This window comes from Vulcanisaeta sp. EB80 (assembly GCF_002078205.2).
Genome location: NZ_LCWN02000009.1, coordinates 28,532 through 48,238 on the forward strand (window position 1 = coordinate 28,532; position 19,707 = coordinate 48,238).

The following is a 19,707-nucleotide window of genomic DNA, read 5'->3' on the forward strand; positions in this document are numbered from 1 at the left end:
AATAACTTACTCGCGAAATCCATATACTCATCACTACCCAATCTCGTGGCACCCTCAATAGCCTTAGTAACTGCATTTGGCTGACCTCCTCCCTTTTTGGGAGGTTTCCTCGCCGCCACCTTCATTTCGTATCCGGTGGTGGTTCATGGGTTTGCCCCGGGCCAGCACTGCGGGGCTTTCCTCGCTGGCCGTGAAGGTCTTTAGTATGGCACGTAGATACTGCACGATGGGGTGTGGTATTAGTGGGTTTGACTTTCCTTCGTACTTTCTCCAGTTCATGTTTTTCCTCAAGTCCCACCACACGCCTTTTGTCCATGCCTCTGGAGTTGTTTTCCAAGCCATATTCATGACTGAGGCATGATCCCTATTTACGTAGTGGCCCACTGGGCATTTTAGGATGTGCCAATCATCGGTCCTCTTCAACCTCACGAAGTGTATTGGGCATACTCTGCTGTTCCTGTAGAATGATACGTGGAACAGTTTGGATCCATGTTCCAAAGCCTTATCCTCCACAGCCCTCTCTACAGCCTTGAACGGTGTTTGCTTAATCCTATGCCTCAATTCACTCTTCCCAACATCCTCAATCATCGACTCCTGAGGGTTATCACCAAGCTCCTCGGTTATGATTATTGCCGGCGTCTTTGTTAACTCGTTAGCCACATGCCTAACACGACCAACCTTCCTAACCCTCTCCCTTAGGTGCTTAACACGCTTCCTAAACTCTCTCGTATCTGTAATGTTCACGTACTTACCATTCGGTAATGTGAAGTGTGGTTTTAGTCTCTCGATAATTGTGTTCCTAATTGCCTCATACCTCCTGGCTAGTCTACCAAAATCAGTCCTTATCATGTAGAGTTGTGGCATGAGATACTGCCTATTCCAATCAGTCACCTTGTCCACCGTGGATGGTAGGTCAATCTTACCAACGGCTACCGTGTTCTCATTGATGTCGAAGGCAACAATTGATTTTAGCTCCTCCTCCCTGGGCTTCAGCTTGAAGATGAATATGGCGTACCATTTGTTAGCCTTCCTCTTAATGATCAACGTACTCGCTAGCTCGGCTTCTCCAGTTAGTACCCTCCACCAGTAGAGCCAGAAGCGCTTGTGCGGTCTAAGCCAAACCTCGGTTCGACCATTGGGTAAGGATAGCTCAAGCCTAACCGGTGCTATTGATTTAACGAATTGATCATAACTCCATGCCTTCTCCGTAAACCTAATCGAGACGCTCCTAACCTCCGGGTAGGGCTTATTCGCCAAGCCCTTCCTCCTCCTCTCCATGAATGACTTCGCGATTTGCGATGCCTGCCTAATCGCCTGGATTATTAGGTGGGCATGCAAGTCTGGATACTCACTCCTATACCTGCTGTAGAACAAGCCCTGGAGTTGTGTTGCACTCAAAACATTGTTCTTAACGGCGTATTCAACAACCTCCCTAACAATGCCTAGGTACACAGATTCTACAGAATAAAGTAGCTTAGAAACACCCTTGGGGACTTCCAGCTCAACAGCAACAGCCCTACACAACATCCACAAGAAAAGCAACAACCAGACTTAAAAACCACCCACGACAAGAAAGGGCGAGACTTGTTCCGTTGTCACCTGTGAATAATTGGGATAACCCGTACTGCCCTAATTTGCTGGGTGCATCCATGGAGAAGGACAACCTAGCCATGATTCTCTCCCTGGCGAATTCAAGTTCCTCATCATTCGGTCTCTCCATTATCAACTCCTCAATCTTACCAACAACCTTATCCGGATCCTTCACGCCATAGACTATTACGTAGTACAGGTTGTTCATGAGTGTTGGTTCGTAATAACTATACACAACATCGCCAAGACCCTCCTCAACCAACCTATACAACCTAGAGGACCTTGGCACAGCCATTGGTTCTCGGGCAGTTAAGCCGTATGTGAACGCCCTATCACCGGAGACCACGAAGTCGAAGAGCACAACCTCCCTGAAGCCCTCTATATCGTGAACGCCAGGCACTTTAATGGCGTATAACAGCCTCGGCGATTCATTAGGCGGTGCCCTTATCTCGATCCTAACCCTACCCGGCATGTTCTCATCCCAAGCCTCCACGGAACCAGCATCACCACCTTCCCCCAATCCACCAAAGTACTTCCTAGCCAACTCGATAGCCTTCTCCTCCGGTAAACCGCCGATGATCACTAATACTGCGTTCCTCGTATTGTAATAACGCCTGTAGTACCTGTACAGTTCATCCCTGGAAACCTTGTTTAGATCCCTCCTCAAACCAATCACAGCATACCTATAGGGATGGGTGTCCCAGGCGGTCATCGAGGCCCTGTACATCAACCTAAAGTCCACCTCGTTCTCATTCATGTCAAACTCGCTAAGCACGATTTTCCTCTCCAGCTCGAACTCCCCAGGATCAAATAATGCGCCAACCATTCTCTTACTCTCGATCTCGAGACCCAACTCCACGGATTCAAGCGGAAGCACCTCCACATACGCCGTGTAGTCGTAGTTCGTGAAGCCATTGAAGTACCCACCAACACCCTCGACAAGCTCATCAATACTCTTGTCCAAGCCCTCAATTTTCCTAAATAACATGTGCTCAACAAGGTGAGAACCACCGTAGATGCCGGCGTACTCATTCTTAGCACCAACATTGTAGAACATGTATATTGCGGCAACATCCACAGGCATTCGGTGAACAATGACCGTTAAACCGTTGTCGAGGAAGGTACGAATCATTAATGGTTAATAAGCGCGCAGTAATAAATGTATTACGGTGATGAGTGCCGAGTTCGCGGAGGGATGAAGAATCGGTTCTAAACTGAACGCAACTCCAACAAAAACCTTATAGGCGTTGAAACCAACTCGCCTTGTTTGATGAATTTAGAGCCCACTGAGCATAGCCAGTGATGAGGGCTGAGGAACTGAAACTAAGAGAAACAAAATAAGTTATTTTAATATACTTATTTCGAATAGAAAGGGTCAGCCCTCGCCAGATATTGGCAGCGGAAACTCAAACGTGAACGATACACCCGAGCATCCGCATCCAGGTTCCTCTGACATCGCTCCAGGGGGTGATGTTGGTTTATAAACATTGCCTGCGGCATCCATGCCAACCCACGGCCAGTTAGAAAGTACATAGGTGACCGGGCATAGATTGGCTGCATAACCAGCCCAAACATATGTCTGAGCTGCGTATGAACCAACACCTATGGTTCGGCCTGGCGCATTCGACGTACATAATTCATACCCAAAACCTGGGTATGAGCTACCATCAACTGTTATACTATTAACCTCCTGATAAGGCACTATGTAGAACCAACCCGCCGCAGTGGTATTTGCTGCGACTACTGAACCGAATACGTCGTACCACGTGATTGAATCCGATTCAAAATAAGTCACTGGGTCGACTGACGCATCCAATGTGCCTGGTAATGGTACGTTGAACTTTTCAATTGTAAATGTGTTGACCGGTACTAATGTGGTGTTCCCAACCTTAATTTCAGGGTATATTATCTTTACTGTTACTGAGGCTATAGGCCTTGAGACTACCGTGTATAACTTATAATCCTGTGCGTTATTAAATTCGTACACATAGATCCTATTGTCGTGAATGACAATTGATACATATTCGTACCTAAAGCCGCTAGGTAACTTAAACGTAACCAGGGTATTGCTGAATAGTTTAACGTTAACCACTGGGTATGGTGGTTGTTCTAGTGTGACGAAGCCCTTCAGGGCGCTCTCATACGTGTTATTTATCATTTTATACATGAGTGAAGGCGGTATGGAACCACTGCTGAAATTGGCGACGACCGTAAAACTTTGCGTTGCCGTGAGTGAGTCGTAAATTTTCGTGGGTGTCCATAGGTTTAATACCACGGCAAGCACTATGCCCAACAGGGCTAACGTACCAATTATTATGGCAATCCCGTACCTCCTCATGCTTTGCCTAACCATACGTATTATTGTTAATGACCACTTTTTTCTGTTGTACCTGTTCATTTAAAATAACAACTCTTAAGGATAAATGATAGCGAAGCATCGCAATTAGTTTTGATTGTTTAATGAATTATTAATGATGCCGTGATTGTATTAATCTATTAGTTCTATTTCTATTTTTATGTTCTCGGGTATCCTAATCCTCATTAATTGCCTTAGTGCCCTCTCGTCCGCGTCTATGTCGATTAATCGTTTGTATATCCTCATCTCCCAATGATCGTATGTGTGGTAACCCTGACCACTGGGCGCTCTCCTGACGGTCACGAGCAACCTCTTTCTTGGTAATGGTATTGGGCCCGAGACCTTTACACCCAGCTTCTTTGCTATACCGACTATCTCGTTTGCTAGGTCATCCACCTGCTTGTTGTCCGTGCCCCAAATGCGTATTCGCGCTTTTCTCGGCATTAATCATCACGCCTTTATCTCAACCTTCTTAGGCTTCACCTCTATTATCTGGCCGGCGGCTATTGTCCTACCCATATCCCTAAGGGCGAACCTACCAAGGCCTGGGAAGTCACTGAACTTCTCAACAACAACATCTTTAAGGGGCTTCAACCTAACGACCGCAACATCGCCCTGCTTAATAAACTGTGGCTTCTGCTCAACAGTCTGGCCAGTCCTTGGGTCTAGCCTAGCTATTAATTCTACGATCTGTGTTGGTATTGTAGCCGTATGCACGTGCAGAACTGGCGTGTAGCCAGGCCCTATGGCTGTTGGGTGCCATAGAACGGCGATTCTCGCCACGATCTCCTCGGCAACGGTTGGCGGATTGGCGAGGTGACCTATCACATCGCCCCTCTTCACATCCTCCTTCTCAATACCCCTAATGTTTATACCGATATTGTCGCCGGGCTTTGCATCCTCGAGCTTCATGTGATGAGTCTCGATACTCCTCACATCACCAACCTTAGCGGGTGGCATTATGACAACCCTATCACCGACCTTAAGAACCCCGGTCTCTACCCTGCCGACAACCACCGTACCTGCACCTGTTATTGTGTAGACGTCCTGTATAGGCAACCTGAATGGCTTATCCACGGGTCTCGGTGGTGGTTGTATGGTGTCAAGGGCCTCGATTAGTGTGGGTCCATTGTACCAAGGTGTGTTGTTGCTCTTCTCCTTAATATTATCACCCTTCAACGCACTAACCGGTATGAATGGCACCTTCGATGGATCATAGCCTAGCAGCTTCATGAGCTTGCCAACCTCAGCCTTAATTTGTTCGTACCTCTTCTGATCATAATTAACAACGTCCATCTTATTAACGGCAACTATGACCTGCCTAATACCCAATGTGGCTGCCAGGAATAGGTGCTCCCTAGTTTGTCCCTGTGGTCCAATACCCGTCTCAAACTCACCTGGCCTTGCTGAAATCACCAGTAAGGCTGCATCTGCCTGGCTTGCACCAACTATCATGTTCTTAACGAAGTCCCTATGGCCTGGTAGGTCGATTATTGTTATGAAGTACTTGGGTGTCTCGAAGCCCACGTGCATTGCCTCTATCGTGACACCCCTCTCCCTCTCCTCCTTAAGCCTGTCTGTTACCCAGGCATAGACGAAGTCCTCCTTACCCATCTTCTTAGCCTGCTCCTCAAGTTCCTTGAAGCCCTTCTCATCGACATAGCCAGTCACCACCAGTAGGTGTCCCACAAGTGTTGATTTACCGTGATCCACATGCCCTATTACGGCTAGGTTAATGTGCGGCTTCTGTAGGGCTGACTCCTTAGGCTTTAGTACTAGGCTCATACCTATCAAGACCGAGTTATGAATGAGTTAATAAGTTTTTGGGTTTTAACAACTGTGCATCCCATCAAGACCTACTGCGTCAACTTCTGCTTTAGCTTCTGCACGGTATCCTGAACAATCCTCTGAGCCACAGGGTCAAGTACCCTGGCACCCATTGAACCTATCAAACCACCAACATTACCATCGAAGTACCAATTAACCTTGGTACTGCTTGAAACTGTCTCCTCAAGTTTAAAGCCCATCTCAAAATCCATCGTGCTCTGCATACCACTACCCCTACCAACAACCTTAGCACTCTCCGGAGGCTTTTTCTCGGCGAACTTCGCCGTGATGTTTACGGTACCCTTGATCGCACCAACACCCAGCGAAGCCCTAACCCTGAAATTATCTGGATCTAAAACCTCCACGGACTCCACGCCAGGTATTAGTGAAGCGACATTCCTGGGCTCCACGAGAAAGTTGTAAACGAAATCCCTAGGCTTATTGACATCGAAGGAACCCTCATAGTGAACCTTCACCATACGGGATAAACAAGGATTATTATCTTAAAAGTACTTCGCCATTGGGTAAAAATGCGTTTCTTAAGTATTTTATACTCATAAGGCGTAATCCCTACAAATTTAAGACCGCGATCAAGGCTGATATGAGGAGTATGATATCGGTGGTTAAGCAATACATGCAATACGTCCTATGACTCACCTGTAGGTATATGCCGTAAACCCCAATTATTAAGCCCATCAATGAGATGATGAGGGCCGGTAAGTACATATTGAGAATAAATAAGACACCTAATACTGCAAGAACCACAGCCGCACCAACGGCCAACACCAACCTTATTCTTCTGGGCACTATGAAATTGAAACGCTCACAATGAAACACGCCTGGTAGGCACACGTTGACATACCTGTAGTTTTCGTATGTGTAGTAGGTCATGAGCACCGATCCCGCGAACGGTATTATTGAAAGTATGAGGTCCATCAGACGATAATGCAGCGTTAAGGATTTAAGGGAATCCACAGGTGCACTAACTACCTCTGTCTATAACGTTTTTACGTAACTGTTCGTTGCTTCTAATTACTTCTAACCCCTTTAATGCTATTTGTTTCTAGTCCCCTTAATGCTATTAAGTAGGCGGATGCAGTATGCCTGTCGAAGCCCCTTTCCTTCATTACTTTCTCATGCTCCTTGGAGTTTGTGGTGCCCTTGGGGTTTGCTAGGATTACGTTAAAGCCTAGCCTTAGTGATTTAATGACGCCGTGGGTTAACAGCTGCCTCTTGGCAAATCGTGAAATCCTCCTATTACCGCTCTTGCTCTTCGTGAACCTCCTTCTTCCCTTCACTAGGAATAGGTCCTCGAAGACCACGTAATCAACACCAATCCTAGAGAGGAACTTCAGGGCGTTAGATAATGCATTCAAACGTAGAGCTTTTCCTTTCTCCCTTGGAAATCCGGGTCGAGTAACCTCTGGGTACCAATAAGTCCTTGTCGTAACAATCCTACCATCCCTATCAATCACGACCACATTAAGCCTATCACTATTCAAATCAAAACCGGCAATAAGACCATAACCGATGGGCTTCTTCACTGAAAAGTGCTTCAGATAAAGCCATAGCGGGATCTGCAAATGAATCATTGGCTTTTCCTTAAAGGAGATTACTGCACCGTAACCCTCTTCCCCTTTACCCGCTAACTCCTCTAATTCACGGAGTAGTGGTAGGTACTTCCTACCGAAGTAGGCTCTCCCAACAATCCACCTACCCCATGGGTCTTTAACCTTAACCTCAACGTGATCCTCCAAGACGTGGAACTTTATCCCCCTATTACCCCTATCTGCCTTACTCCCCTTACATGCAATCCACCTCCTCCTTATTTCAATCTTATTACCACCGTTCTTAATCAACGCTAGGGCTTGCTTATAGGCTGTTTCGGCATAGAAGGCATATGGAATAATCCTATACAACTCCTTGACAGCATCGTTTAGGGGAACTCCCTTTAGTGCTAGGTTAATCCCAGCCTTCACAGCCCTTGAGTAGTAGTGAGCGATTTTAACCACCCTACCCACGTCCTCAAACTCAACCCTACCACTTATTGTGACGAATTGAAACTTACCAAGAGCCTCCTTAGAGCCGGTTAGCTCACTCCTCATCATCCGGTAGGATAACAATCACAACCACCTCCTTACCGTACAATTCCTCCCCCTTCTCCCTAAGTTTTGATGGAATGGTTATACCATACCTCCTATTCCCATACCTATCAGTACCATAACTCGAAACCGTTGACCTAAAAACCAACTGCTTCACAAGAGCGCTAGAAGCATTAAAATTTATAAACTTTTATGCTAACACTAAATCGGAGGGTGCCACTGTGAAGCCTGTGAGCAGTTGCGAGGTGGAGGAAGGCACCCGAGGAAACCCCCGTGTCCTCGATGGGAGCCAGTCCCGTAGACGGCACGGGGAGGAAAAAGGAGCAATGAAGCCGAGTGGCTCTTAACCACAATGAGGCCGAGCTCTAATCAATTAACTCCTGATTATGTAGAGTATGTGCGGGAGCTCCTGAAGCACTATTTCCAACCCGGTCTTAACACCATCGGGCGAGCCGGGTAACGCCACTATCAACTTACCCCTGGATATACCAGCCGTTGCCCTGGTCATTATTGTGCCAGTACCGATCTTGGGGTAGCTCAGGTACCTAAATAACTCGCCGAACCCCTCAAGTTCCTTCTCAAAGAGCGGTCTTACGGCCTCTATCGTAACATCGCTCTTGGCCAACCCAGTACCTCCCGTGAGTACTATGACATCGACATCATCCCTGAGCAGTAGGGAGTCCACGAGTGACCTTATCATGACCAAGTCATCCTTAATCAAGTCCCTACCAACTACCCTCTGCCCAGCCTCCTTCAACATTGACTCGGCAACATCACCAGATTCATCCGTGTACGGTTGATTATTGATCTTTGCGTTATACCTCGATGTGGACACTGTGATTATGAAGAAATTGGCAACCTTTGGACCGGCCTCCTTATGCGTAGTCCTGGGCACGCTCATCATTACACATAATCAGAGTTCTTATTTAAACACTCCCTAACACCTCTGAATAGTGAAATAAGAGCAGGCAAGAAAGATTTATCTAACTTTAAATAAATAATATAAGTAACCGTGTCCTCCTGCGAGTTCTTTAGGGCATTGACTAGCACTACATCATTGGGTGGTAAGGCAGTTATTGTCAAGTTGATTAAAGGTAATGATTCTGCCTCTGACATAGTCATCAATGGTAAGGCGATGCTCGGTATTGCGAATGATTCCATTATTGAAGTTGCGAATAAGGCGTTGGCTGAAAATAGGATTGTCGATGTCGTGATTGGCGATACCAGGGTTATCGCCGAACCGATTGAGGTTAGGCCAACAATAATTGTTGTTGGTTCTGGGTTAATAGCCAAGGCCTTGGTTGATGTTGGAAGCGCAGTTGGTTATTACATAGCTGTTGTAGGCAGTAATGATGTGGATAAAGACGCCTTCAGTAATGCCTACCTCATCAGCAATGACCTGAGGGATTTAGAGAAGTTGATTGTGAATGATTCCATAGTCATTATCGCTAACGAGGGTGGCAAGCCCTATGATGCAGATGCCCTATACATGGCCTTAAGGGGTGGAGCCAGGTTCGTTGGCCTACTGGCTAGTCAGAGGAGGGCTGCTGTAATGATTGCGGAAATGGTGAAGAGAGGGTTGGAGCTGGATTATGTGTTAAGCAGGTTACACTCACCAATTGGCTTAGATATTGGCGCAAAGACTCCAGGCGAGATAGCCCTCAGTATATTGGCTGAGGTTACCATGTTCATCAGAAACGCAAGTGGTAAACCCATGATGGAGGTTAAGGACCCAAGAAAGCTGTTAAAGGACGCACTCGAGGGAAGAATCCAGGAAACAACATGCGGCTGGAGACCAAACCAATTCAAATTATAAAATCATAAATTTGTAAAATTGAGAGATACCATCAGCAACAATAAAGACTACGATAGGGGGTGTCGGGCAAAGTGCCGCCTGCGGCGCGAAGGCCGCCTAGTGACCCGCCCTCATTCGCCCCCAGATACCTTATTACAACTCTATGCTTTAAAAGGTTATTTTCGTGCATGCTGCCTATGAGGAATACTAGTTATTATTGGAGGTCTGATTCGAGCATGTTTGAACTGGCTCGTAAGTAAATAGTCCTAATGCCTAGACTCCTTAACCTCCTTAGTAATTTCATATCTAGTGTAATGGCTATACACCCATACCTCCTGGAAACCTCAATGACAGAATCATCAGGTGAACCCTCCACCATCGCGATGGAGAAGTTATTGAGCACATAATCTAACGCACTCCTGGCGGCCTTCGCAATACTAGGTCTACCTGAGTCACTAAGTTTCCTTAACTCATTAATTATTGGGTATGGGATTATGGGTATTATGGGTGACTCAATAATATTGATTATTTGATCCAAGATCCTTGAACCCGTAGTAAACATAAACAGCAACGCACTACTATCAAAGGTAACGCACTCTATTTTCATCATAATCATCAATCAAGGACAACGTTACCGTCCTTAAGAATTCCGTAACCAACTATCCTCCATCTATTATTAACCTGCTTAGTAATAACAACCTTGGAATCCTCCTCCGCGGACACAGCCTTCCTAAGCATAATATCTAACCTGTCTCCGTGGAATCCCTTGACTATGCCCATAACGGCTGCTGAGCCCACATGGACCATAACCACATCCCTAGGTTTGAACGAGAGCTCCTTCAGGGCCTCATCACCGGGCTTCTCAATCCTGTGAAACTCTAGGGATAGGTCACTCCATACAGGCGGCAATGTGCCAGGTTTACCAATAACACTACCCACTAGTGAGTCGGCTTTCGTTAACGCTGGGTCGAGCTCCGTGCCAATGCCCACCAAGCCACCAGGTCTTGCCTCATCAACGCGTTCGTTTCCAATAGCTATACTAACTATCTTAGTCGTTATTGGTACATACTTATTACCAAGCCTAAGCCCAGGCCTTATCTCAATCTCATCACCGACCTTTGCCATGCCGCGAATAACCGTACCACCAAGGACACCACCAACCAACTTATCCGGTGTCGTTCCAGGCTTATTAACATTAAAGCTCCTAAGCACCAACATCCTAAAGTCACCATCCGAGACCTCCCTAGGCTTAACCAACCTATCTACCAGCGTGGATACGGCCTCGATATTCACCTTATGCAATGACGAGACCGGGATCACAGGCGAACCCTCAGCCCAGGTACCACTAAGGAAACGCCTGATCTGTTTATAATTCTCAAGGGCCTGCTCCTTAGCGACCAGGTCAAGCTTGTTCTGGACAACTATTAACTTATCAAGGCCCATTATGGATAATGCAGTGAAGTGCTCCTCAGTTTGTGGTTGCGGTACAGGCATTGATGCGTCAATAACGAGCAGGGCTGCATCCACGTAGGAGATGCCCGATATCATGGTGCTTATCAGGACCTCATGTCCTGGAACATCGAGTATTGACACCTTCCTCCTCAGTATCGGCTCATCACCATTGGGACATTTACCATCCTTAAGCAAGCCATCACTAATAACCCTAAATTCACCCTCCATTGAAGGGCACTCATAAAGGCCTATTGTTATGTAGCCCAACTTAACAGTCATAGCCCTCTTAATCTCCTCACTATACCTGGCAACCCAAACACCGCTCAATGCGTGAACCAATGTTGTTTTTCCATGATCCACATGACCAGCCGTTGTAATAATCGCATCGGGATATATGTATTTACCCATTCAAACCGTATCCGAATTAAGGGTTTATAAGATTTAATTATTCCATACCTCGAACTCATAACCCAAGGCACAAACTAAGCTAAGGTTTATACACCAACTCTAAATTAAAGCGCGGTTGCATGCCCAACCACGGCCTCGAACCGGGTGGGTTCGGCAACGACCCACCTGAGGAAACTCCCCCAAAGCCGTGGATCCCCGCGGGGCAACCCGCCGACCGAGAGGTCGCAGGGGATGGTGGCCCAAGTAGGGACCTGTGATCTCCACGGGTGAGGTCCGGGTAGGGCCTTAGAGCAATGCTACAGAAGGGGGGTTATGCCGTGGTTGGGCATGCAACCGGCCATACTTATAGCGGTATTACCTGGGTTTATGAAAAATAGAAAAATAAATTGATTTTTAAAATAAATGCATTTAAAGCGGTTATTCGTAAAATATTGCCTTACTTCTTCTTCTCTGCCTTCTCTCCCTCCTTCTTCTCCTCTGTGGTCTTCTTGGATTTCTTGGGCACGATAAAAGTATGAAGTTGCTGCCTCTTAAACGTTTCAAATTAATTATTAATATTGATCCTATGTAAATACTTATTTTTTGTTGACGTTGATTCGTAACATGCTTAATAAAGTGAGGGGAATTTTGTTTCGTGGGAGTTTATGTTTATTTTTATAAGCTTAGTTATGTTGTGTTATTCCCAGAGGTTCTTGATTTTATGCTTTATCTCTCTCTTTTTATCCATTTGGTTAATTAGAGTTCATGATTAGGTTATTTTGCTGATAATGGGTGTTAGTGATTTTTTAAGGAGGAGGTGGTACTGGATTTTGGGTATTTTGATGGCTTTTGTTCTATTTCTCATAAGTCCCATCTTATTCGTGGTCATTACGGTAGTTCTACTGCTTGTATACTTTCTTGTCTTTAGACGTATGAGTAAACCTGGTGATGTTAGTGTTACGAGGGTGAGGGTTGGGGTTGTTAGGAGTTATGATACGTTAGATATCAACAATTTAAAATCAAGTAAGGTGTGCTTTAATGTGGATATTGGCGATTGGATTGTGCGTATTGGTGACAATTGGATCTCCGCGCTTTGGCTGGGTTTCCTTGATTCGTCATTAATGGGTGATGTAGCTGGGCTAGGGGCTATTATCAATGATGGTAATGACCATTACCTGGTGATTTATGGTAACGACATCAATGACGTACTTGTTAGACTCAACACTGCGGTTGAGCTTCTTAGGACCCGTAATGTTGTATTTAGGCAATTAGAACCATCTGAATTGGTTAGCAGGGTGGTGTTTAGATGGGCGAGTTAAGCGAGGATGCAGAGAGGCTATTGAGGAGGATTTTGGGTAGTGGTAGGGTGGCTTATGATTCGTTAAGTGAGAATGAGAGGAGGGCCGCTGAGGAGTTAATAAGGCTTGGTTATGTCAAGGTTTACCTAGAACCCAGCGGTAAACGAATTGGGGATGCCCTGAAGGTGATTGGAACTAAGGGTAGGATTGGAAATGCCATGGCTACGTATGCGTGTATCGCGATTATAGTAATTATTGCCTCGGTATTTTCCGTACTCCTATACCTAACAATCAAGGCCTTTATCATGAATTATGCTTCAGTCGGTGCTTTCCTCCTGCTTATCAATGTTCTAATTATGTACATAGCTTACTTAATAATTAAGAGACGTTATCCCAGGTGCTTAAGGACCCTTAAACCCTTATTATCCTAATTCCGTAGTCGTTGTACGTATCAATAACCCCATGGGCGAGTAGGACTAGGTCTCCCTTGATTATTAACCCATCCTTAATCAACTTATTCAAAGTCTCCCTCTCTCCCTCCTCGTAATCCCTAACATCCCCAATCAATATGGGTTCAACACCCCAATAAAGCCTCAACCTCCTTAGTAGTCTCTCATCGCTAATGCCGACGTACGTTGGGACCTTAGGCCTATACCTAGAGATGACCTCAACGAATCTACCACCCCTTGAATAAATGACTATCTTAGCCCCAATATCCTCGGCAAGCTGGATGATGCCCAGGGCAAGCCTATCGGTTATATTAGCCAATACGCCCCTCTCCACATGCACCTCATCCTCATACTCACCGGCAACCCTCTTTAACCACTGGACAGCCTCTATTGGGTACTTACCAACGGCGGTCTCGCCTGTCAGTAGTAATGAGTCCACGCCCTCCATGACCGCGTTCGTTATATCCACAACCTCGGCCCTAGTGGGTACTGGCTGCTCAATCATTGACTCCAGGAGCTGGGTTGCAACCATCATCGGCTTACCACATTTATGAGCTCCCCTTATTATCGAGCTTTGGATCCTGGGTATCTCCTCAAGGTCGAAGTGCATACCTAAATCACCTCTGGCAACCATTACGTAGTCGCTCGCGCACACGACATCATCAATGTTCTTCACCGCATCAGGACCCTCAATCTTAGCCACAAGCCTGATCCAATCACCACCGAGCCTCCTCAGTTCCGTCCTAACCTCCTCAATATCGTCAGAACTCCTTACGTGACTAATGCCCACGTAGTCCATACCAACCTCAACGGCGAACCTCAGTGCCTCCCTATCGTAATCGTCGAGTATTGGTATTGGGTAATCCTTACCCTTAATTACGACAGCCTTCTCCTGGGTTATCGAGCCTGTTGTCAAGGCTGTGAGGACTGCCCTATCACTGAGTATCTTATCCACGCGCAACCTCAACCTACCGTCGTTCATCACAATGATGTCATCGATAGTTATTACCCTAAAGAATGATTGGTTCGGTATAGGCACGTAATTACCATCTGATTGGTTTGCAAACCTGAACTCAACGGTATCGCCGGCATTTAGGTATATGGGCTTCATGACCCCAGTCCTGACACCGGGACCCCTCAGGTCACCTAGTATGGCGACATCACCCCTGAATTCTCTGACGTTGAAAACCCTAGTCCTCCACTCGTTGGCATTGCCGTGTGAGAAGTTTATCCTAACACCATCAACATACCTAACAAGCTCTCTCAATACCTCAGGCTTCTCCGTGGCAGGGCCTATCGTCGCTATGATCTTTACCTTACCCACATCATGACCCTCATATTAAGTAATATAAATCTTCTTAAGGTAAACGCTTTATACTGGGTTTACCGTGTTATAGCTTGGTAATTACCGTGCCTAGGCTCGATGCAGCGCCCCACATTGAGTTGATGGGCGAATCGGCGGTTTTGCATTGGGGTAGTGAAGTGATTAGGATTCCGAGGCTTAAGCATGGTGCCTTATTTCTAATGAGTGGTTACATTGGGTCTCAACTGTGGGGTTGTGAGTATAAGCTCAGTCTTGACTACCTAAGGGGTAGGATTGTCAATGAGAGTATTGTTTATGGATTATTGGAGCATTCCAGGCAGTTGGGTGTGGATGAGGAGGCCCTTGGGTTGGATGTTGGTTGGACTCCCGTAATTATCAATAGGGGCGAGGAAGGCGCTTACTTCTTTAACGAGAAGATGAGGAATTGGATTGGTTATGCCGATTTCACAAAACCATTTATCCAAGAACCCTCTCTAGTCATGGTTAGAAGTGATGTACCCATACTCGGGCTCCCAGATTTAATCATAAACGTTGATGGGAAACCCACCTATGTGATTGAGTTAAAGACCACGAGCAATCCAAGGAATATCAAAGTCGTTAGGGGTAGGGAAAGCCTACAGGCCGAGTCCTACTTCCACATGCTCACCTACCTAGGCCTTAGCCCAAGGGGTGTTGCTGTCGTTAAGATGATTAGGGGTGTTGACTTTCGCATCATTGACAACATTGATGTTATAATCAAGCACATGGAAAATGCCGAGGGCGCAATAACGCTCACAAAGCACGTGGTTATGCACCGCATCAAGGTTAGGTCCTTTAATGACTTCCTTAAAGATGTTGATTATGCACTTGAGTACTGGCTGGGGTTTAGGAACCCAAGGCCGAACCCAAGTCGTGGATTATGCTCCCTCTGTGAACATAGGAGGGTTTGCCCATACAGCGTCGTTAGATGAATCTACCGGCAGCACTTATTACTACTAGGTATGCAATGGGTAGTAACACCAGTGGTAGCAATGATGATGTGAATGCGTAAACCAGTCCGAGTAGGGCTTCTATCATTGTTGCCCAGACCCACGTTGTCCTGATACCATTTCTGACGCATATACCGTAACCAAGCACTGATGGACACTTAATAATCCTCCTGAAACTCATACCCGTCGAGCCATCAATGATCCTAACTTCACCATCAACCTGAATGCCAGCCAACGCCAGTAATTTCGGTAATGCTATCGTGTACTTCGTGGGAATAACCCCGTCATAAAACGCTAAATCAACCAGGACCCTCTTGACGATCTCGGCTAAACTCATGGATTGCACGAGCTTCTCACCAATCTCCACGGCCAAAGCCCTTCTAATGCTTAGGAAATTCACCATACCCGTTGGCTCGCCCGTCTTTGTGTCAAATGGTAACGAGGAACTGCCGGGTAGTTCTAGGAATGATGGGTATGGTAGCATTATGTCCGTTACGTGAATACCATCACCACTAATGGCTATATTAAATAATCGAACACTGGGTATAAAGTCTAGAATTCTCCAAGTGTTGCTCAATGATGGTACGTAACCCCTAAAGAAATGTACTATGGATCCGTCATCCTTGATGAAGCGCATCATTAAGTATGCATAAAAACCCCTTGGTGCGATGGAGATGAGCCTCAATGGATTAAGTATTAACAAGTCTAGAGATAGAGGACATGTATCTCCGGTACATGGGTGTCTGGTTATTCCGTGGATTATAGCAACCCTATTCCTAAGCCCTACTACTGATGCGATAATGAGAATTAGGAAGATTGCGATTCCAACTATGAATGATATCATTGAATACTCCATTACTTAGTATAATTCACGTTATCTTTTTTAAATTGTTTCATCACTACTTGCCTATTGATTATTTATAATTATCAATAATTATTGATTATGCGTAAGGTTTTTAAGTGATAATGCATGGTAACTGCCGATGAGCATTACGGTAGACAAAATAATAAAGAGGAAACCACTCGTAATAAATCAAAACGCTAGGGTTAGGGATGCCGTTGAGATAATGGCTAGGGAGAATGTGGGCCTATTAGTGATAGTGAATGATGCTGGCAAACCAATTGGCGTGATTTCCGAGAGGAATGTGATTAGAGCTTTGGCCAGCGGTAAGGACTTGAATGCCAGGGTTACTGAGGTTGGCACTGTGGGTAAATTAGTAACGGTAAACCCTGGGGATAATATTTACAAGGCTGCGTTATTAATGAACGATCATAAGACCAGGCACTTAATTGTTATGGATGGTGAGAAATTGCATGGTGTCATATCGATTAGGGATATAATTAGTGAGGAGAGGGTTGTGTCAAGGCTTGCGGAGCTCGCCGAGGCTAAACCTGAGGTAGACGTTAGTGGAGGTGCAGATTAAGTTTAAATTTGTTTGGGAATTGTTTAAAAATGATGGTTTTTCTCGGGAGGTGAGATGAGGGAGTTTAGGTCTAAGGTTGAAGAATTGTATGGTGATTTCCTTAGGGAGGTTAGGGAGATTGAACGTAAATGGCAGGAGGAATGGTATAACAAGGGGATCTTTAACGCAGAACCAAGACCTGGTAAGCCCAAGTACTTCATTACCGTGCCCTACCCATACGTTTCCGGATCACCGCATATTGGACATGGTAGGACATTCACGATCGGCGACGTAGTGGCTAGGTATAAAAGAGCCAGGGGGTTCAATGTATTATATCCAATAGCATGGCACATAACTGGAACTCCCATTCAGTCAGTGGCCGATAGGATAATGAAGGGTGACCAGGACGATATCAAGCTCTACTCATGGTATGTGAGCTTATACGTAGATGACCCAGGTAAGGTTAAGGAGACTCTATCCGCATTCACCAACCCATGGAATATAGCCAAGTTCTTCGCCTCTGTTTACGTCAGGGACTTCAAGTCCCTGGGCTTTTCCATGGATTTCAGGAGGCAATTCACAACAGGTGATCCTGATTATAATGCCTTCATAATATGGCAATACTATAGATTGAGGAATGCAGGTTACATAACCCAGGGTAGCCACGTGGTCCTGTACTCACCGGATGAGGGGCAGGCTGTCGGTGAGCACGATATCAAGGGTGGGGATGAAATAGCAATAGATATCCTGGAGTTCAACCTCGTTAAGTTCAGGTTGGAGGGTTCGAACGAATACTTGGTAGCTGCAACCCTGAGACCCGAGACTATATACGGCATAACCAATGTGTGGATTAACCCAAGCGTTGATTATGTTAGGACTGAGGTAAATGGCGAGAGGTGGATAATCTCGAGACCAGCCGCCTGGAAGCTCAGTTACCAGGGTTATGACGTTAAGGTGCTTGGTACAGTGCGTGGTGAGGAATTGATTGGTAAGTACGTGGTGGCGCCGCTCATCAATAGGAGTGTCCCCGTACTACCCGCCTCCTTCGTTGATGAAAACACAGGAACTGGGATAGTCTATAGCGTACCTGCCCACGCACCCTACGACTACATAGCCCTACTCGACCTCAAGAAGGATGAGAGCACCTTAAGTAAGTACGGTATTAAGGATATTGTGGAGCGTATAGAGCCAATATCAATAATAAAACTCCCCAATTATGGTAAGTACCCTGCTAAAGACGTTGTTGAGAAGCTCGGAGTAAAGAATCAGAATGACAGGGAAAGACTTGATGAGGCAACTAGGATTGTGTATAGGGAGGAGTTCTACAATGGTGTCATGAGGGAGAACACATTATTCCCAGAGCTAAGTGTAAACAAAGCCAGGGAGAGGACAATAGAGTCACTCCAGGGACAAGGCGCCTGGGGTAGGATGTATGAACTCGAACCAAGAAACGTATTTACGAGGAGCGGCAATCCCGTGATTGCAGCCGTCATCAAGGACCAGTGGTTCCTAAACTATGGGAACCCAGAATGGAAGAGCAAGGCTTTCAAGTGCCTCAACTTGATGAAGATAATCCCCGAGAAGTATAGGAAGAACTTCGAGGACGTGTTCAATTGGTTATCCATGAGACCATGCGCCAGGAAGAGGGGGTTGGGCACCAGATTGCCCTGGGATCCTGATTGGATTATCGAGTCACTGAGTGATTCCACCATATACATGGCCTATTATACAATAGCCCACAAAATCAAGTCCTCAGGGCTTGATAAAAGGCTTGGTGAGTATGCAAGGCGTGTAATAAGTAGCAGGGGTTCTGATGAGGAGGCGTTAAGTGCAATAATGATGTTTTTCAACTATGTATTCCTAGGCGAAGGTGATTTGGAAACTGTGGCTAAGGTCTTCAGAGTCAATAAGGAGTTTATTGAGGATTTAAGGAAAGAGTTTGATTATTGGTACCCTGTCGATGAGAGACACAGCGGTCCAGACCTAATTGGCAGTCACCTAAGCTTCTTCATATTCCACCACGCCGCCATATTCCCAGAGAGGTATTGGCCTAGGTCAATAACACTCAATGAGTACGTGATTAGGGAGGGCATGAAAATGAGCAGGTCGCTGGGCAATGTACTACCCCTACCCTATATACCAACACATTACAGCGCTGACTTGGCGAGACTATACATAGCGTCCGCGGCTGACCTAGACACAACACTCGATTGGAGAGAGGACGATGTGGTAAGTACAGCCAGTCGATTAGTCAAGTTCTGGGATGTGGTTAACAGAATAATTAAGGCTGGCAAACCCTCAATCGCGCCTAACCTCAATTCATTATCACTAATGACCCGCTGGATCATATCTAAGATTAATAGGGCTATCCGTGACGCCACAATGGATTTAGAGAATGAGAATATTAGGGGTTACGTCCTCAAGGCATTCTTTGACGTATTAGCGTCAATCGAGAAATACCTTGAAATATCAAGCGTTATCGGTATAAGCAAGGATGAGGTTAGGTGGGTTTCCTGGTACGTACTTGAACGCTGGATCAAATTACTCCAGCCCGTCATCCCTCACATGGCTGAGGAGGTTTGGCATAGAATGGGTAACACAACCTTCATATCCTTAGAGCCATGGCCCACGTACGATGAGGGCTTGATAAGTGATGACTTGGATGTTGCTATAAATATTGTCGAGAGGACGATCGAGGATGTACAGGAGATACTTAGGGTTACCAAGATCTCGCCCAAGGCTGTGCACATCTACGT

Annotated in this window: 21 protein-coding genes; 6 read left to right on the forward strand and 15 right to left on the reverse strand. The window is 45.9% G+C overall.

What is annotated here, in order from left to right; all coding sequences use genetic code 11:
• Window positions 1-63 precede the first annotated feature (63 nt).
• The 10 genes from B7L70_RS03005 to B7L70_RS03045 all read right to left on the reverse strand — a co-directional run bounded on the left by B7L70_RS03005 (window position 64) and on the right by B7L70_RS03045 (window position 8,776).
• Window positions 64-1,527: a zinc ribbon domain-containing protein gene (locus B7L70_RS03005; RefSeq protein WP_081226420.1), complete on the reverse strand. Its 1,464-nt coding sequence runs from the start codon at window positions 1,525-1,527 to the stop codon at window positions 64-66.
• Window positions 1,517-2,722: a pitrilysin family protein gene (locus tag B7L70_RS03010; RefSeq protein WP_081226421.1), complete on the reverse strand. Its 1,206-nt coding sequence runs from the start codon at window positions 2,720-2,722 to the stop codon at window positions 1,517-1,519. The genes B7L70_RS03005 and B7L70_RS03010 overlap by 11 nt, the downstream gene beginning before the upstream one ends.
• A gap of 243 nt (window positions 2,723-2,965) precedes the next feature.
• Window positions 2,966-3,943, reverse strand: a complete 978-nt coding sequence (locus B7L70_RS03015) for a hypothetical protein (RefSeq protein ID WP_143701511.1) — start codon at window positions 3,941-3,943, stop codon at window positions 2,966-2,968.
• 135 nt (window positions 3,944-4,078) lie between these two features.
• Entirely contained in the window at window positions 4,079-4,390 is a 312-nt protein-coding gene (gene rpsJ / locus B7L70_RS03020; RefSeq protein ID WP_081226423.1) for a 30S ribosomal protein S10, read from the reverse strand.
• Between the two features lie 6 nt (window positions 4,391-4,396).
• On the reverse strand, window positions 4,397-5,731 hold the full coding sequence (tuf, locus tag B7L70_RS03025; RefSeq protein ID WP_081226424.1) for a translation elongation factor EF-1 subunit alpha: 1,335 nt from the start codon (window positions 5,729-5,731) through the stop codon (window positions 4,397-4,399).
• Window positions 5,732-5,802: 71 nt separating this feature from the next.
• Complete coding sequence (locus tag B7L70_RS03030) at window positions 5,803-6,252, reverse strand: CoxG family protein (RefSeq protein ID WP_081226425.1); 450 nt, start codon at window positions 6,250-6,252, stop codon at window positions 5,803-5,805.
• Window positions 6,253-6,343: 91 nt separating this feature from the next.
• The gene (locus B7L70_RS03035; protein WP_081226426.1) at window positions 6,344-6,709 is read right to left on the reverse strand and encodes a hypothetical protein; all 366 of its coding nucleotides are present in this window, start codon (window positions 6,707-6,709) and stop codon (window positions 6,344-6,346) included.
• A gap of 92 nt (window positions 6,710-6,801) precedes the next feature.
• The gene (locus B7L70_RS03040) at window positions 6,802-7,878 is read right to left on the reverse strand and encodes a hypothetical protein (protein ID WP_081226437.1); all 1,077 of its coding nucleotides are present in this window, start codon (window positions 7,876-7,878) and stop codon (window positions 6,802-6,804) included.
• The gene (locus B7L70_RS13695; protein ID WP_202908670.1) at window positions 7,868-8,032 is read right to left on the reverse strand and encodes a hypothetical protein; all 165 of its coding nucleotides are present in this window, start codon (window positions 8,030-8,032) and stop codon (window positions 7,868-7,870) included. The genes B7L70_RS03040 and B7L70_RS13695 overlap by 11 nt, the downstream gene beginning before the upstream one ends.
• Before the next feature lie 216 nt (window positions 8,033-8,248).
• Window positions 8,249-8,776 carry a molybdenum cofactor biosynthesis protein B gene (locus B7L70_RS03045; protein ID WP_081226427.1) on the reverse strand — a complete coding sequence of 176 codons (528 nt, stop codon included), beginning with the start codon at window positions 8,774-8,776 and terminating at the stop codon, window positions 8,249-8,251.
• 111 nt (window positions 8,777-8,887) lie between these two features.
• Between B7L70_RS03045 and B7L70_RS03050 the strand changes: the two genes are divergently transcribed.
• Entirely contained in the window at window positions 8,888-9,691 is an 804-nt protein-coding gene (locus B7L70_RS03050; RefSeq protein WP_081226428.1) for an XdhC family protein, read from the forward strand.
• 193 nt (window positions 9,692-9,884) lie between these two features.
• On the opposite strand, the gene B7L70_RS03055 is transcribed toward B7L70_RS03050, so the two are convergent.
• From B7L70_RS03055 to B7L70_RS14080, 3 genes are all read right to left on the reverse strand, one after another.
• Window positions 9,885-10,286: a nucleotide-binding protein gene (locus B7L70_RS03055; RefSeq protein WP_369907331.1), complete on the reverse strand. Its 402-nt coding sequence runs from the start codon at window positions 10,284-10,286 to the stop codon at window positions 9,885-9,887.
• On the reverse strand, window positions 10,286-11,530 hold the full coding sequence (locus B7L70_RS03060; RefSeq protein ID WP_081226429.1) for a translation initiation factor IF-2 subunit gamma: 1,245 nt from the start codon (window positions 11,528-11,530) through the stop codon (window positions 10,286-10,288). Before B7L70_RS03060 ends, B7L70_RS03055 begins: the two co-directional genes overlap by 1 nt.
• A 417-nt stretch (window positions 11,531-11,947) precedes the next feature.
• Window positions 11,948-12,073: a hypothetical protein gene (locus tag B7L70_RS14080; protein WP_255408831.1), complete on the reverse strand. Its 126-nt coding sequence runs from the start codon at window positions 12,071-12,073 to the stop codon at window positions 11,948-11,950.
• A gap of 224 nt (window positions 12,074-12,297) precedes the next feature.
• Between B7L70_RS14080 and B7L70_RS03065 the strand changes: the two genes are divergently transcribed.
• Together B7L70_RS03065 and B7L70_RS03070 are read left to right on the forward strand one after the other, a co-directional pair.
• Window positions 12,298-12,828 (forward strand): hypothetical protein, encoded by a 531-nt coding sequence (locus tag B7L70_RS03065; RefSeq protein ID WP_081226430.1) that lies wholly within the window; start codon window positions 12,298-12,300, stop codon window positions 12,826-12,828.
• Entirely contained in the window at window positions 12,816-13,238 is a 423-nt protein-coding gene (locus tag B7L70_RS03070) for a hypothetical protein (protein ID WP_081226431.1), read from the forward strand. Before B7L70_RS03065 ends, B7L70_RS03070 begins: the two co-directional genes overlap by 13 nt.
• Here the strand turns inward: B7L70_RS03070 and pyk are convergent.
• Window positions 13,219-14,580: a pyruvate kinase gene (gene pyk, locus B7L70_RS03075; RefSeq protein WP_081226432.1), complete on the reverse strand. Its 1,362-nt coding sequence runs from the start codon at window positions 14,578-14,580 to the stop codon at window positions 13,219-13,221. The two genes, B7L70_RS03070 and pyk, sit on opposite strands and share 20 nt — an antisense overlap.
• 86 nt (window positions 14,581-14,666) lie before the next feature.
• Here pyk and B7L70_RS03080 point away from each other — a divergent pair, with 86 nt between their 5' ends.
• Window positions 14,667-15,530: a PD-(D/E)XK nuclease family protein gene (locus tag B7L70_RS03080; RefSeq protein ID WP_238376070.1), complete on the forward strand. Its 864-nt coding sequence runs from the start codon at window positions 14,667-14,669 to the stop codon at window positions 15,528-15,530.
• Here B7L70_RS03080 and B7L70_RS03085 read toward each other — a convergent pair.
• The gene (locus B7L70_RS03085; protein ID WP_081226433.1) at window positions 15,523-16,404 is read right to left on the reverse strand and encodes a hypothetical protein; all 882 of its coding nucleotides are present in this window, start codon (window positions 16,402-16,404) and stop codon (window positions 15,523-15,525) included. The genes B7L70_RS03080 and B7L70_RS03085 overlap by 8 nt on opposite strands.
• Window positions 16,405-16,531: 127 nt before the next feature.
• Here B7L70_RS03085 and B7L70_RS03090 point away from each other — a divergent pair, with 127 nt between their 5' ends.
• Window positions 16,532-16,972 (forward strand): CBS domain-containing protein, encoded by a 441-nt coding sequence (locus tag B7L70_RS03090; RefSeq protein WP_081226434.1) that lies wholly within the window; start codon window positions 16,532-16,534, stop codon window positions 16,970-16,972.
• Window positions 16,973-17,026: 54 nt separating this feature from the next.
• Window positions 17,027-19,707: leucine--tRNA ligase (gene leuS, locus B7L70_RS03095; RefSeq protein WP_081226435.1), on the forward strand; the 2,681-nt coding region annotated here is incomplete at its 3' end.